The following is a 14,362-nucleotide window of genomic DNA, read 5'->3' on the forward strand; positions in this document are numbered from 1 at the left end:
CCCCCCCGGGCGCCTCCGCCGTCCAGGCGGGCGTCTCGCGGACTCGCCGCCCCCAACCGTGCGGGTCGAGCGCCCCCGCCGTCCGAGGGGGCACCTCCCGGCCGGGAGCGCCCCCGCCGTCCGAGGGGGCACCTCCCGGCCGCCGCCATCAGACGGGGCCCGCCGTCCAAGGGCCCTCCGGCCCCGCCGCCGCCCGGGTGGGTCGGCCTCCAAGGCGCTCCCGCCCGTCAGGAGCCCCTCGGCGAGGGCTCACCGCCCGCGCGGCCCTGCTGCCCGCGCCGCCCCGACCGCTCGCGCTCCCGCGCTCACCGCCCCGGCCCCCGGCGCAACCGGCCCTCGGCCCCGACCCTCGGGCCTGCGCCCCGGCCTCGTTGTCCGGGCCTTATGGCCGGGGTCCTCAAGGCGGTGGCGCGGACAGGGGCACGCCTCCTCACCGCCCGCGCCGCCGCGGCCCGGCCGGACGGCCGAGCCGTACCCACGGGTGAGCCGGTCCGGGCTGCGCGGGCGGACGGTGGACGGTCGGCGGGGGAGAGAAGTCCCGTATCGCACTCTCCGGGTGGCTTTCGACCCCCTCAACCGGCAGTCGTGGGCGCCCCCGCAAGGCCCGGATTCCACATGTGGCTCCGGGCCTGAAATAGTTCCCCCGGATGTTCGCCATCCCTAGACTCCCTGACGTCAGGGGGATTCTCGGGGGACCATAAGTGGGGCTGGAGTGCCGGAACTCGTACTGGAATTGAACGGAAGGACCTGGACGCTTGATCCGTCCAGGTCGTACTCGCTGGGGCGTGATCCCCAGGGAGATGTGGTGATCGATGACGCGAGGGTGTCGTGGCGACATGCCACCATCGCCTGGAACGGCCGGGGTTGGGGCATTGAAGACCACGGCAGCACCAACGGCACGTACGTGCACGGCGCTCGGGTCCAGCAGACCGAGCTCGTGCCCGGTACGCCGGTCTACCTGGGCAACGCCACCGACGGCCCGCGGCTGAGTCCCGTCGCCGCCGCGGCGCCACAGCAGGCCCAGCAGCCTCAGCAGGCTCCGGCACAGGCGTACGCCGTGCCGCAGGCCCCCGCGTACCAGGCTCCGCAGCAGCCTCAGCAGCATGCCTGGGACCAGCAGCAGCACGCACACCCGCAGCAGCAGCACGCTCAGCCGCCGCAGCAGCAGTACGTACAACCGCAGCACGCACCACACCAGCAGCACGCGCAGCAGCCACCGCAGCCGCACCTCCCGCACCAGCAGGGCAACGGCATCGGCGGCGGCCCCGCGGCGGCCCGTCCCGCGCAGGGGGCGACGCCCGGCCACAACGACCGCAGCCCGACGACGTTCCACCAGCTCTCGCTGGGCCACGTCATGCGCATCGGCCGTGCGCTGGAGAACGAGCTGGTCGTCTCCGACCTCCAGGTCTCCCGGCACCACGCCGAGTTCCGTTCAATGCCCGGCGGCCGCTTCGAGATCCACGACCTCGGCAGCCACAACGGCACCTACGTCAACGGCCAGCCGCTGGCCAAGTCCGGCACCGCGCTCCTCGGTCCCAACGACATCGTCGGCGTCGGCCACTCGACGTTCCGGCTCGTCGGCGACCGCCTTGAGGAGTTCGTCGACACCGGTGACGTCTCCTTCTCGGCCCGACACCTCACGGTCACGGTCGACGGCGGGAAGCAGATCCTCAAGGACGTCACCTTCGGAGTCCCGGAGAAGTCGCTCATCGGCGTCATCGGACCCTCCGGCTCCGGCAAGTCGACCCTGCTCAAGGCGCTGACCGGCTACCGCCCGGCCAACCAGGGCGACGTCCTCTACGACAACCGCAACCTGTACAAGCAGTTCGCGGAGCTCCGCCAGCGCATCGGCCTGGTCCCGCAGGACGACATCCTGCACAAGGAACTGACCGTCCGCACCGCCCTGAAGTACGCGGCCAAGCTCCGCTTCCCCGGCGACACCGCCGAGGCCGAGCGCGCCGCCCGCATCGACGAGGTGCTGCGCGAGCTCAAGCTCGACATCCACAAGGACAAGAAGATCACCTCCCTCTCGGGTGGTCAGCGCAAGCGCGTGTCCGTGGCTCTGGAGCTGCTCACCAAGCCGTCGCTGATCTTCCTGGACGAGCCGACCTCCGGCCTCGACCCGGGCATGGACCGCGATGTCATGCAGCTGCTGCGCGCGCTCGCCGACGACGGCCGCACGGTGCTCGTCGTCACCCACTCGGTCGCCGAGCTCGCGATCTGCGACAAGCTGCTGGTCATGGCCCCGGGCGGTTCGGTCGCGTACTTCGGTCCCCCGGACGAGGCGCTGAACTTCTTCGGCTACACCACCTGGGCCGACGTGTTCTCCGCCTTCGAGAACTACCGCGACTACGACTGGGCCGGCCGCTGGAAGGGCTCGCAGCACTACCAGCTGTACGCCGCCGACATCGACGCGGTCGCTCCGCAGTCCGTCCAGCCCAGCGTGCAGCAGATGCAGCCGCCCAAGCCGCAGGCCTGGGGCTCCCAGCTCGCCACGCTGATCCGCCGCTACGTCTCGGTGATCGCCTCCGACCGCGGCTTCCTCGGCCTGATGCTGATCCTGCCCGCGGTCCTCGGCGTGGTCTCCACGGTCATCCCCGCGACCTTCGGCCTCGCGCCGCCGAAGCCGCCGTCCCAGTTCAACGGCGACGCCGGCACGATCATGCTGATCCTCGCGGTCGGCATGTGCTTCTCCGGCGCCGCGAACTCGGTCCGCGAGCTGATCAAGGAACGCGTCATCTACGAGCGTGAGCGCGCGACGGGCCTGTCCCGGTCCGCGTACCTCATGTCGAAGGTGATCGTCCTCGGCGTCATCACCGCCATCCAGGGCGTGATCATCTGCGGGATCGGCTTCTTCCCGCGCGATCTGCCCACCGAGGGTCTGCTGATGCCGCCGGCCGTCGAGCTCTGCCTCTCGGTCATCGCGCTCGGCTTCACCTCGATGATGTTCGGCCTCGTCATCTCCTCGCTGGTCAAGACCTCCGAGAAGACGATGCCGCTGCTGGTCATGTTCGCGATCGTCCAGGTCGTCTTCACGGGCATCCTCTTCCAGGTGTACGACTCCCCGGGCCTGGAGCAGTTCGCCTGGCTGATGCCGTCCCGCTGGGCGGTCGCCGCCGCCGGCACCACGTTGAACCTCGGCAAGCTCATGCCGCCGTGGGACCGCGACAACCCGACCAACACCGACCCGCTCTGGGACGCCACGGTCGGCCAGTGGAGCCTGAACATCACCATCCTGCTGCTGCTCGGCATCGTCTGCGGCTTCGCCGTGGCCCGTCTGCTGCGCCGCCACGAGCCGGAGGTCATGCGCAAGTAGCCCGCGTACGCCCCGTACCCCGCAGCCCCGCCACAGCCCCCAGCGGGCGCGGTACGCGCGAAACGCCTCAGGGCGGCCACCGGAACTCCGGGGGCCGCCCTGAGGCGCATGGGGGATCGGGTACGTCAGAGCGGCCTAGTAGGCGCTGTTGACGTTGTCCATCGAGCCGTAGCGGTCGGCCGCGTAGTTGCAGGCGGCGACGATGTTCGCGACCGGGTCGTACTGGTCGAACTTGGTGCCCTTGACGTGGTACGTCTTGAAGGTCGGGTAGATGACCTGGAGCAGGCCCTTGCTCGGGATGCCGTTCTGGGCGTTGATGTCCCAGTTGTTGATCGCGAGCGGGTTACCGCTGGACTCGCGCATGATGTTGCGGTGGATACCGGAGTAGCTGCCCGGTATGCCCTCCTTCTTCATGATGAAGAGGGCTTCCTTGATCCAGCCGTCGAGGTTGTTCGCGTAGACGGGGGTACGGACGGCGGAGCGGCTCGCCGCCGCCTTCTGCTCCCGGGCCTTCTTCGCGGCGGCCTCGGCCTTGGCCTTCGCGGCCGCCTTCGCCTTGGCGGCGGCGTCGGCCTTCGCCTTCGCCGCGGCCTTCGCCTGCTTGTCCGCCACGACCTGCTGCACCGTGAGGTGCTGCTGCACGGCCTTCGTCTGAGCGCCGTCGACGACCTTCGTCCACGCCACCGGGGCGGCGGCGACGGCGACGGTGTCACCCTGGGCGGCACCGGCCGGGATCAGGGAGAAAGCGAGCGCGGTGGCACCGAGGGTGGCGACACCGGCGATGGACAGCTTGTGTGCCTTCGTCAGACGACTGTGACCGGAAGTGCTGGAAGCAGACATGGCGGGGCAACCTCTTCGAATAGCGGGGGCCGCAGGAGAGCGCCGCGAGATCCGGGATCCGCGGCGCTGTGCGACGGGAGCAATTCTTAGCGGCGGCGAAAAGACCTGGCAAAGGTGTGACGTACGAAGCCGCATAGTGGATCACGGGCCCCCGCAGCACCGCCCGCTCGGCCGTCGCCGCTAGGCGCGGCGGCCCTCACCGGGGCCTTGCGCGTCAACTAGGCGGCTTCGTAAGTGATGTGCGTCCTATGTGCGGGGTCACATCGGTCGTGTAACAGTCTCACCAGCCGTTGCGGCAGCAATGCGGTCCGTGACGGATCTGCGCCCACAGGACCAGCCGGCCGCCCGGGGCCCTCCTCCCGCAGGCGGAGAAGACCCCGTCGACCCCCCTCCCCGAGGACTACCGGCCCCCGCCCCGAGAACTACTCCCTGCGGCCGGAGCCCTCCGGCCGCAGCCCGATCCCGCAGGTCAGGGCCGCGAGTACGGTGAGGCCATGCACAACGGACCCCGCAGCGGCGGTCTGGCCGCCGTGAGCACCGCCCTGCTCGCCATGAGCCGCCGGCTGGAGGTGCGCGACGTCCTGCGCACGATCGTCGCCTCCGCCCGCGAACTGCTGGACGCCGAGTACGCGGCCCTGGGCGTTCCGGACGACCACGGCGGCTTCGCCCAGTTCGTCGTGGACGGCATCACCGAGGAGCAGTGGCGCCGCATCGGCCCCCTGCCCCGCCAGCACGGCATCCTCGCCGCGATGCTCCACCAGGACGGCCCCGAGCGGCTGGCCGACGTACGCGAGGATCCGCGCTTCGAGGGCTGGCCCGCCGCCCACCCGGAGATGTCCGACTTCCTGGGCCTGCCGATCCGGGACGGCGAGGAGACCCTCGGCGCCCTCTTCCTCGCCAACAAACGCTGCCCGCGCCCCGGAGCCGGCCGCGGGTTCACGGAGGAGGACGAAGAACTCCTCGGCCTGCTCGCCCAGCACGCGGCGATCGCCCTCACCAATGCCCGCCTCTACGAGCGCAGCCGCGAGCTCACCATCGCCGAGGAGCGCTCCCGGCTCGCCCACGAGCTCCACGACGCCGTCAGTCAGAAGCTCTTCTCGCTGCGCCTCACCGCCCAGGCCGCGGCCGCCCTCGTGGACCGCGATCCGGCCCGGGCCAAGGAGGAGCTCCAGCAGATCGCCGCCCTGGCGGCCGAGGCCGCCGACGAACTGCGCGCCGCCGTGACCGAGCTGCGGCCCGCGGCCCTGGACGAGGACGGCCTCGTCGCCACCCTGCGCACCCACGTCCACGTACTGGACCGCGCCCACACCGCGCAGGTCACCTTCACCTGTGACGGCGTACGGGCCCTCCCCGCGACCCAGGAGGAAGCGCTGCTCCGCGTCGCCCAGGAGGCCCTCCACAACGCCCTGCGGCACTCGGGCGGCGACCGCGTCGACGTCACCCTGGCCCGGACGGCCGGCGGGGGAGCCGTACTCAAGGTCATCGACTCGGGCCGCGGCTTCGACCCGGCGACCGTCCGCCGCGCGGGCCGCCACCTCGGCCTCGTCTCCATGCGGGACCGCACCGGCGGCGTCGGCGGCCGGCTCACCGTGCACTCGGAGCCCGGTAGGGGCACCACGATCGAGATGGAGGTACCCGGTGGCTGACACCCCCGTCCGCGTCCTGCTGGTCGACGACCACCAAGTGGTCCGCAGGGGCCTGCGCACCTTCCTGGAGGTCCAGGACGACATCGAGGTGGTCGGCGAGGCCTCCGACGGCGAGGAGGCCGTCGCCCGCGCCGAGGAGCTGCGGCCCGACGTGATCCTCATGGACGTCAAGATGCCGGGCACGGACGGCATCGAGGCACTGCGCAGGCTGCGCGAGCTGGCGAATCCGGCGCGCGTGCTGATCGTCACCAGCTTCACGGAACAGCGGACCGCGGTCCCGGCCCTGCGGGCCGGCGCCGCGGGATACGTCTACAAGGACATCGACCCCGACGCCCTGGCCGGAGCCATCCGCTCCGTCCACGCCGGCCACGTCCTCCTCCAGCCGGAGGTGGCGCAGGCCCTCCTCACCCAGGACGGCCAGAACCCGGCGTCCGGCCGCAGCGGGTCACTGACGGACCGGGAGCGCGAAGTCCTCTCCCTGATCGCGGACGGCCGCTCCAACCGCGAGATCGCCCGGGCGCTCGTCCTGTCCGAGAAGACCGTCAAGACCCACGTCTCGAACATCCTGATGAAGCTCGACCTCGCGGACCGTACGCAGGCGGCGCTGTGGGCGGTCAGGCACGGAATCGCGGACTGAGCGGCCGCGCCGGGCGCGCCGTTTCCCGCACACGCCCCCGGCCCCTTCTGCCGGGCTCCCTTCGGCTGCGGCTCTCGGCCCGCTGCGTGGGCCTGGGGCTGATGCGGAGTCCCGGTCCCCGGGGGCAGCCGGCCCCGACCCGGCGGCCACGGCGGCCCGGCGGTGCGCGGCGCGGCCGTGCCGTGGGGTCAGTCGCGGTCGCTTGCCTCGACGGCCGAGTTGTACGCCGCCACCAGCGCCCGCCGCGCCACCCGCTCCACCGGCCGCAAGACCTCCGCCCGCGCCGCCATCTCGGAAGCGGCCACCGCGCCCCCGTGCCCGTTCTCGTACGCCAGCGACACCATCAGGTCCACCCGCTGCGCCAGCGCCAGCACACGCACCGCCCGCGGCGGATATCCGGGAGCCAGTACCTCCCGCCCGGCCTCCGCCCGCGCCCGGTACGCCGACAGCGCCGCCTCCGCCACCGGCCCGGACGCCGCCACGTCCAGCCGGGTCAGCGCCACGGTCGCCTCGCGCAGGGCCTCCGCCAGCTCCCGTTCCGCCTCGCCGAGCGACGGCACGTCGGCCGGCGGAGCCTCTTGTACCGGCAGGCAGTGCCAGGTGACGGACACGTGCACATCACCCGCCGGCCCGGCCTCGGACACCTCCGGTACCAGCCCCACCGCCGCCCCCACCGCGACGACGGCCTCTTGCGCCTCCAGCGCCCGGGCGTTGAATTCCGGCGGCCCGCTCAGCCCCAGCGGATGCCCCGGCGCGGGCAGGGCCAGCCGCAGTCCGCTCACGCCGAGCGCCCGCAGCCGCCCCAGCGCGAGGGTGAGCCCCACCGGGCCGGATTCCCCCGGCAGCCCCTCCACCCGGTGCACGGCGTCCTCGCCCACGATCGACAGCACGGCCTCGTCGGGCGAGACCAGGCCGGCCAGCAGTGCGTTCCCCCAGGCGGCCAACCGCCCTGAACGTGGTTCGAAAAGCATTCCCCAACTCTACGGACCCCTCCGCGGACCCGGCCCCGGCCCCGGACTCCTCCGCGAGTGGCGTAGGTTTTCCCCTGGGGCTGCGCCTACCGGCGCGCACAGAACCGTGACTGCAAGGGGTGACAACACGCTCATGAGCGATGTTCTGGAGCTGGTGGACGTATCCGTGGTCCGCGAGGGCCGGGCTCTGGTGGACCAGGTCACCTGGTCGGTCAAGGAGGGCGAGCGCTGGGTGATCCTCGGCCCCAACGGCGCCGGCAAGACCACGCTGCTCAACGTCGCCTCCAGCTACCTCTTCCCCACCAAGGGCACCGCCACCATCCTCGGCGGCACCCTCGGCAAGCCCGGCGTCGACGTGTTCGAGCTGCGCCCCCGCATCGGCGTCGCCGGAATCGCGATGGCCGACAAGCTGCCCAAGGGCCAGACGGTCCTGCAGACCGTCCTCACCGCCGCCTACGGCATGACGGCGACCTGGCAGGAGGAGTACGAGGACGTCGACGAGCAGCGCGCCCGCGCCTTCCTCGACCGCCTCGGTATGACGGACTACCTCGACCGGAAGTTCGGCACCCTCTCCGAGGGCGAGCGCAAGCGCACCCTGATCGCCCGCGCCCTGATGACCGACCCCGAGCTGCTGCTCCTCGACGAGCCCGCCGCGGGGCTCGACCTGGGCGGCCGCGAGGACCTCGTACGCCGACTCGGCCGCCTGGCCCGCGACCCGCTCGCGCCCTCGATGCTCATGGTCACGCACCACGTCGAGGAGATCGCCCCCGGCTTCACCCACGTCCTGATGATCCGTCAGGGACAGGTCGTCACCGCGGGCCCGATCGACCTCGAACTGACCTCCCGCAACCTCTCGCTCTGCTTCGGCCTCCCCCTGGTCGTGGAGCGCAACGGCAGCGACCGCTGGACCGCCCAGGGTCTGCCCCTGCGCTAGGCGTCCAAGTCGCCTCTGACGCGCGCTACTTTGACGCCAGGACCTCGTACGGGACCCCCCGCGCCCTGTCCCGACCGTGCCTGGCCGACCTACCATGACCACGTGGACGACATCGACGCATGGGTGTGGTGGCTGATCGGCGCGGTCGGACTGGGCATTCCGCTCGTCCTGACCGCGATGCCCGAATTCGGCATGTTCGCCGTCGGGGCGGTCGCGGCGGCGGTAACGGCGGCCCTGGGCGCGGGAATCGTGGCCCAGGTCCTCGTCTTCGTGATCGTGTCGGTGGCGCTCATCGCCGTCGTGCGGCCGATCGCAAACCGGCACCGTGACCAGCGGCCCCAACACCGCAGCGGCATCGACGCGTTGAAGGGCAAGAGCGCCGTCGTCCTCGAACGGGTCGACGGCAGCGGGGGCCGCGTCAAGCTCGCCGGTGAGATCTGGTCCGCCCGCGCCCTCGACGCCGACAGCAGTTTCGAGCCGGGGCAGTCCGTCGACGTCGTGGAGATCGACGGGGCTACCGCGGTCGTCATGTGAACAAGCAGCCGACTCGCGGCCCCCGGGTCTGCGAGACTCCGCTCAACGGGGCAGCACAGACAGCCGGAAGGGCACGGGGAACCGCATGCAACCGATCATCATCGTCCTGATCATTCTGGTGGTTCTGGTCTTCATCGCACTGGTCAAGACGATCCAGGTGATCCCGCAGGCCAGCGCAGCCATCGTCGAGAGGTTCGGCCGCTACACCCGCACCCTCAACGCCGGACTCAACATCGTCGTCCCCTTCATCGACTCGATCCGCAACCGGATCGACTTGCGCGAACAGGTCGTCCCCTTCCCGCCGCAGCCGGTCATCACGCAGGACAACCTGGTCGTCAACATCGACACCGTCATCTACTACCAGGTGACCGACGCCCGCGCCGCGACCTACGAAGTGGCCAGCTACATCCAGGCCATCGAGCAGCTCACCGTCACCACGCTGCGCAACATCATCGGCGGCATGGACCTGGAGCGGACGCTGACCTCACGTGAGGAGATCAACGCGGCCCTGCGCGGAGTCCTCGACGAGGCCACCGGCAAGTGGGGCATCCGCGTCAACCGCGTCGAGCTCAAGGCCATCGAGCCGCCGACCTCCATCCAGGACTCGATGGAGAAGCAGATGCGCGCCGACCGCGACAAGCGCGCCGCGATCCTCCAGGCCGAAGGCGTCCGGCAGTCCGAGATCCTGCGCGCCGAAGGCGAGAAGCAGTCCTCCATCCTGCGCGCCGAAGGTGACGCCAAGGCCGCCGCGCTGCGCGCCGAAGGTGAGGCCCAGGCCATCCGTACGGTCTTCGAGTCCATCCACGCCGGCGACGCTGACCAGAAGCTCCTTGCCTACCAGTACCTCCAGATGCTCCCCAAGATCGCCGAGGGAGACGCCAACAAGCTCTGGATCGTGCCGAGCGAGATCGGCGACGCCCTCAAGGGCCTCTCCGGGGCGATGGGCAACTTCGGCCCCATGGGCGGCGGTTCCGGCTTCAACCCGCAGAACTCCGGCAAGGGGGACGGCAACGCGCGCGAGAAGGCCGCCGCGGACCGCCGCGAGCAGCCCCCCATCGACTGAACGCCTCTCTCCTCCTGCATGATCAGTGAGGCCCCTCGACCTTCACGGCGGGGAGGCGACTCACTCATGCAAAGGGGATGGCCCAGTCCATGTCCATCTGGGAATCACTCGCGATCTTCGCCGCCGGCATCGGCGCCGGCACGATCAACACCATCGTCGGCTCCGGGACCCTGATCACCTTCCCGGTGCTCCTGGCCACCGGTCTGCCGCCGGTCACCGCCAACGTGTCGAACACCCTCGGTCTGGTGCCCGGCTCCATCAGCGGAGCCATCGGCTACCGCAAGGAACTCCAGGGACAGCGCGCCCGCATCCTGCGGCTCGGCGCCGTCTCACTCGTCGGCGGACTCGCGGGAGCCGTCCTGCTCCTGACCCTGCCGCCCGAGTCCTTCGACACGATCGTGCCCGTCCTCATCGGACTCGCCCTCGTGCTCGTCGTCCTCCAGCCCCGGCTCGCCGCCGCACTGCGCCGGCGCCAGGAGGCCGCCGACGGCGACACCGGCCACCACGACGGCGGCCGCGCCCTGCTGTCCGGAATGCTGCTCTCCAGCGCGTACGGCGGCTACTTCGGGGCCGCCCAGGGCGTGCTCTACCTCGGCCTGATGGGCCTGCTGCTCCACGAGGACCTGCAACGGATCAACGCCGTGAAGAACGTCGTCGCGGCCCTGGTGAACGGCATCGCGGCGGTCGTCTTCCTCTTCGTCGCCGAATTCAACTGGACGGCGGTCCTCCTCATCGCGGCCGGCTCCACCCTCGGCGGCCAGATCGGCGCCAAGGTCGGCCGCCGCCTCCCGCCGACCGTCCTGCGTACGGTCATCGTGGTGGTCGGCATCCTCGCCATCGTCCAGCTGCTGCTCCACTGAGCGACGTAGCCCCGGCTACGCAGTCCGGTTGAGTCGCCCAGCGTTACGTAACCCCGCGCGGCCGCGCGGGGCTACGAACGGAGCGGGTGGGGGAGCGGGGCGGGGCGGGGCGGGGCGGGAGACCCTAGGCGGACCGCTCCAGCCACTCCGGCAGCGCCTCCCGCCCCGCCACCCCCAGCGCGAGCAGCATGGCGTCCCCCGGAGACGGCACGAAGGGCTTCCTGAGCAGCGGCATGCCCGCCTCCTCAGGGGTCCGGGCCGCCTTGCGGTGATTGTCCTCGGCGCAGGAGGCCACCGTGTTCAGCCAGGTGTCCCCGCCCCCCTGCGCACGGGGCAGCACGTGATCCACGGTCGTCGCGCGTTTCCCGCAGTACGCGCACCGGTGCTGGTCCCGGATCAGCACCCCCCTCCGCGACCAAGGAGCGTGTCTTCGGAAGGGCACCCGGACGTACCGGCAGAGCCTGATCACCCGCGGCATCGGAAGGTCCATGGTGGCCGCCCGCACACGCAGTTCGGGATGCGACTGCTCGACGACGGCCTTGTCCTGCAGCACCAGGACCACCGCCCGGTTCAGCGTCACCGTCGACAGCGGCTCGAAGCTCGCGTTCAGTACCAGCGTGTCCCGCATCTCGCCCACCTCCGTGTGCAGGCCCGCGACCACCCTGGCGGCAGGGCCCGCGACCACTCTGGCCGCGCTCGTCACGCGGGACAACGCAATAAAAATGCCCGGTCCTGGCCGTCTTTAGACCAGGACCGGGCAAACGCTCGGAGAAGGATCAGCTCGCGGGAGACTCGTACTCAGCGATCAGCTGAGCCCGCCCGAGCGTGTGGAACCGCAGATTGAAGCCGACCGCTGCGGGAGAGGCATCGCTGCCGGGACCGAGCTTCTCCTGATCCACCGCGTACACGGTGAAGACGTACCGGTGCCGCTCCCCGGCCGGCGGAGCCGCCCCGCCGAAATCCTTCGTCCCGTAATCGTTCCGTGCGTGCACGGCTCCCGCCGGCAGCCCCTCGGACTTCCCACTGCCCGCCCCGGCCGGCAGCTCCGTGACCGAAGCCGGCAGATCGAAGAGCACCCAGTGCCAGAAGCCGCTGCCCGTCGGCGCGTCCGGGTCGAAGCAGGTCACGGCGAAACTCTTCGTGCCCTCGGGAAACCCCTCCCACCGCAAATGCGGCGAGACGTTCCCACCCGCCTTGAGCTGTGCGTCGCCCAGATCCGCACCCGGCGCGATATCCGCGCTGGTCACGGTGAAGGTGGGCACCTCCGGGTGGAAATCGTGCGGAAGAGGCGCCCTGCTCTGCTCGGCCACTGCTGACCCTCCTGATCGAACTGCTCGAACCGATGGACACATCGACACATCGGCACATCGGCACAACGTGTCCGAGCAGGAGCCTAGGAGGCTAGAACCAGTTGCGCTGGGAACCCACGGAGGCGATCCACTGGTTCAGGTACGCGACCCAGTCGGTCCCCTGGTACGACTGCAGGCCCACCTGGAAGCAGCGGAAGGTGTCGCTGCCCTCGCTGAACAGCCCCGGCTTCTTGTCCATCTCCAGGACGACGTCCATCTCACGGCCGTCCGAGACGAAGGTGAGCTCCACCTGGTTCAGCCCCCGGTACTGCGACGGCGGCAGGAACTCGATCTCCTGGTAGAAGGGCAGCGTCTGACGCGTCCCACGGATGTGCCCGCGCTCCATGTCCGCACTGCGGAAGGAGAAGCCCAGCTGCTGGAAGGCGTCCAGGATCGCCTGCTGCGCCGGCACCGGGTGCACATTGACCGCGTCGAGATCACCGGCGTCCACCGCACGCGCGATCTCCAGCTCGGTGCTGACCCCGATGTTCATGCCGTGCAGGTGCCGGCCCCCGAAGTGGGTGATCGGCGTCTCGGCGGGGATCTCCAGCCCGAAGGGCACCACGTGGACCGCGCCAGCCTGCACCTGGAAGGCACCGCCGAGGCGCTGCTTGGTGAAGACGATGTCCTCCTTGTGCTCCTGCTCGCCGCCCTCGACCTCGACCCGCGCCTGCAGACCGACGGACAGCCCCTCGATCTGCTGCTCCACGGATCCGCCCTGGATACGGACCTCTCCCTGGACGATGCCGCCCGGCACGACGTTCGGCTCGGTGATGATGGTGTCCACCGACGCACCACCGGCACCCAGGCTCGCGAACAGCTTCTTGAACCCCATGCTTGACTCCCTTGAAGGATCTTGCGACTACACCTCTACGAACGCGGAACCATAGGCCCCGGTTGCATGTGCGCGCCTTCCACTACGCTCGACCGGATGAGCGCGCGACCCGACCGTACGCCCCTGCCCCGGGCCTTCTTCGACCGCCCGGTCCTCACCGTTGCCCCCGACCTGCTCGGCCGCACCCTGCTCCGCCGTACGCCGCAGGGCCCTCTCGAACTGCGCATCACGGAGGTCGAGGCGTACGAGGGAGAAGCGGATCCCGGCTCCCACGCGTACCGGGGCCGCACGGCACGCAACGCCTCGATGTTCGGTCCGCCCGGACACGCGTACGTCTACTTCATCTACGGAATGTGGTTCAGCCTCAACCTGGTGTGCGGCCCGGCGGACCACGCCAGCGGAGTCCTGATCCGCGCCGGCGAGGTCACGGTCGGCGCCGAGCTGGCCGCAAAACGCCGACTTTCGGCCAAAAACCAGGCTGAACTGGCCAAGGGCCCGGCCCGGCTCGCCACCGCACTGGACGTGGACCGCTCCCTCGACGGCACCGACCTCTGCGCGGGCCCCGAGTCGCCGCTGTCCCTCCTCACCGGCACCCCCACTACGCCCGACCTGCTGAGCAGCGGCCCCCGCACAGGAGTGGGCGGCGCCGGCGCCCACCACCCCTACCGCTTCTGGATCACCGACGACCCCACGGTCAGCCGCTACCGGGCGCACGTGCCGCGCCGCAGGCGAACTTGACTCGGCATGGACGGAGGCATAACGTAGTTCGAGCCGCTTGGTCCGGGGCACTGCTGTCGGCAGACCCGGAGCGGAAAAATCCACTACCTACTACGCACCCCTGGCGGGGTCTTCATCGGCATGCCCGAATTCCCGCCCAGTGACTCGATTATGAGCTGCATGGGGAAAGCGCTAACGTAGCGGAACGCCGAAAGGCATAGGCCCCCAACGGCCACCATTCAAATCCAAGCCGATTGCGACTTTCGAGAAGCTAGGCAAGGAAATGATCTGGTACGGTTGGAAACAGCCGGAAAGGGAAACGCGAAAGCGGGAACCTGGAAAGCGAAACCCGCTTCGACCGGGATCGGACACGAAAGAGTCTGATAGAGTCGGAAACACAGAACGAAGCCCGGAGGAAAGCCGCAGCCGATGTGCTGAGGTGAGTACAAAGGAAGCGTCCGTTCCTTGAGAACTCAACAGCGTGCCAAAAATCAACGCCAGAAGTTGATACCCCGTCCATTTCGGTGGATGAGGTTCCTTTGAAAAAGACCTGTGAGGCCTCTTTGGGTGCTTGCAGGCAACTTACACAGCGAGGACGTTGTGGACGACCGGTCTTATTCCGACCTGGTTGTCCCGCTCTAAGTGTGTGTGGACCCGATT

13 protein-coding genes are annotated in these 14,362 nt (G+C 70.2%); 8 read left to right on the plus strand and 5 right to left on the minus strand.

What is annotated here, in order from left to right:
- Positions 1-712 precede the first annotated feature (712 nt).
- Entirely contained in the window at positions 713-3,316 is a 2,604-nt protein-coding gene (locus ACWDX7_RS09115) for an FHA domain-containing protein (RefSeq protein WP_451492368.1), read from the plus strand.
- 135 nt (positions 3,317-3,451) lie between these two features.
- Here the strand turns inward: ACWDX7_RS09115 and ACWDX7_RS09120 are convergent, their stop codons facing one another.
- Positions 3,452-4,156: a transglycosylase SLT domain-containing protein gene (locus tag ACWDX7_RS09120; protein WP_451492369.1), complete on the minus strand. Its 705-nt coding sequence runs from the start codon at positions 4,154-4,156 to the stop codon at positions 3,452-3,454.
- A 494-nt stretch (positions 4,157-4,650) separates the two neighbouring features.
- On the opposite strand from ACWDX7_RS09120, the gene ACWDX7_RS09125 reads away from it, so the two are divergent.
- Together ACWDX7_RS09125 and ACWDX7_RS09130 are read left to right on the plus strand one after the other, a co-directional pair.
- Positions 4,651-5,802, plus strand: coding sequence for a GAF domain-containing sensor histidine kinase (locus tag ACWDX7_RS09125; protein WP_451492370.1), 1,152 nt, complete (start codon positions 4,651-4,653; stop codon positions 5,800-5,802).
- On the plus strand, positions 5,795-6,439 hold the full coding sequence (locus ACWDX7_RS09130; RefSeq protein WP_451492371.1) for a response regulator: 645 nt from the start codon (positions 5,795-5,797) through the stop codon (positions 6,437-6,439). Before ACWDX7_RS09125 ends, ACWDX7_RS09130 begins: the two co-directional genes overlap by 8 nt.
- A 188-nt stretch (positions 6,440-6,627) precedes the next feature.
- Here the strand turns inward: ACWDX7_RS09130 and ACWDX7_RS09135 are convergent, their stop codons facing one another.
- Positions 6,628-7,410, minus strand: a complete 783-nt coding sequence (locus ACWDX7_RS09135) for a hypothetical protein (protein ID WP_451492372.1) — start codon at positions 7,408-7,410, stop codon at positions 6,628-6,630.
- A 133-nt stretch (positions 7,411-7,543) separates the two neighbouring features.
- On the opposite strand from ACWDX7_RS09135, the gene ACWDX7_RS09140 reads away from it, so the two are divergent.
- The 4 genes from ACWDX7_RS09140 (at position 7,544) to ACWDX7_RS09155 (ending at position 10,801) form a co-directional block, all read left to right on the plus strand.
- Positions 7,544-8,344 (plus strand): ABC transporter ATP-binding protein, encoded by an 801-nt coding sequence (locus ACWDX7_RS09140; protein ID WP_451492373.1) that lies wholly within the window; start codon positions 7,544-7,546, stop codon positions 8,342-8,344.
- 102 nt (positions 8,345-8,446) lie between these two features.
- A complete protein-coding gene (locus ACWDX7_RS09145; RefSeq protein ID WP_451492374.1) occupies positions 8,447-8,878 on the plus strand; it encodes an NfeD family protein in 432 nt (143 codons plus the stop codon).
- 85 nt (positions 8,879-8,963) lie between these two features.
- Positions 8,964-9,941, plus strand: coding sequence for an SPFH domain-containing protein (locus ACWDX7_RS09150; RefSeq protein WP_451492375.1), 978 nt, complete (start codon positions 8,964-8,966; stop codon positions 9,939-9,941).
- Between the two features lie 89 nt (positions 9,942-10,030).
- Positions 10,031-10,801, plus strand: a complete 771-nt coding sequence (locus ACWDX7_RS09155; RefSeq protein ID WP_451492376.1) for a sulfite exporter TauE/SafE family protein — start codon at positions 10,031-10,033, stop codon at positions 10,799-10,801.
- Between the two features lie 124 nt (positions 10,802-10,925).
- On the opposite strand, the gene ACWDX7_RS09160 is transcribed toward ACWDX7_RS09155, so the two are convergent.
- From ACWDX7_RS09160 to ACWDX7_RS09170, 3 genes are all read right to left on the minus strand, one after another.
- Entirely contained in the window at positions 10,926-11,429 is a 504-nt protein-coding gene (locus tag ACWDX7_RS09160) for an HNH endonuclease (RefSeq protein WP_451492382.1), read from the minus strand.
- A gap of 148 nt (positions 11,430-11,577) precedes the next feature.
- Positions 11,578-12,111, minus strand: coding sequence for a YbhB/YbcL family Raf kinase inhibitor-like protein (locus ACWDX7_RS09165; protein ID WP_451492377.1), 534 nt, complete (start codon positions 12,109-12,111; stop codon positions 11,578-11,580).
- 91 nt (positions 12,112-12,202) lie between these two features.
- Positions 12,203-12,985, minus strand: coding sequence for a sporulation protein (locus ACWDX7_RS09170; protein WP_451492378.1), 783 nt, complete (start codon positions 12,983-12,985; stop codon positions 12,203-12,205).
- 96 nt (positions 12,986-13,081) lie between these two features.
- On the opposite strand from ACWDX7_RS09170, the gene ACWDX7_RS09175 reads away from it, so the two are divergent.
- On the plus strand, positions 13,082-13,723 hold the full coding sequence (locus ACWDX7_RS09175; protein ID WP_451492379.1) for a DNA-3-methyladenine glycosylase: 642 nt from the start codon (positions 13,082-13,084) through the stop codon (positions 13,721-13,723).
- The last annotated feature ends 639 nt before the right edge of the window (positions 13,724-14,362 follow it).

The organism is Streptomyces sp. NPDC003034 (assembly GCF_053591375.1).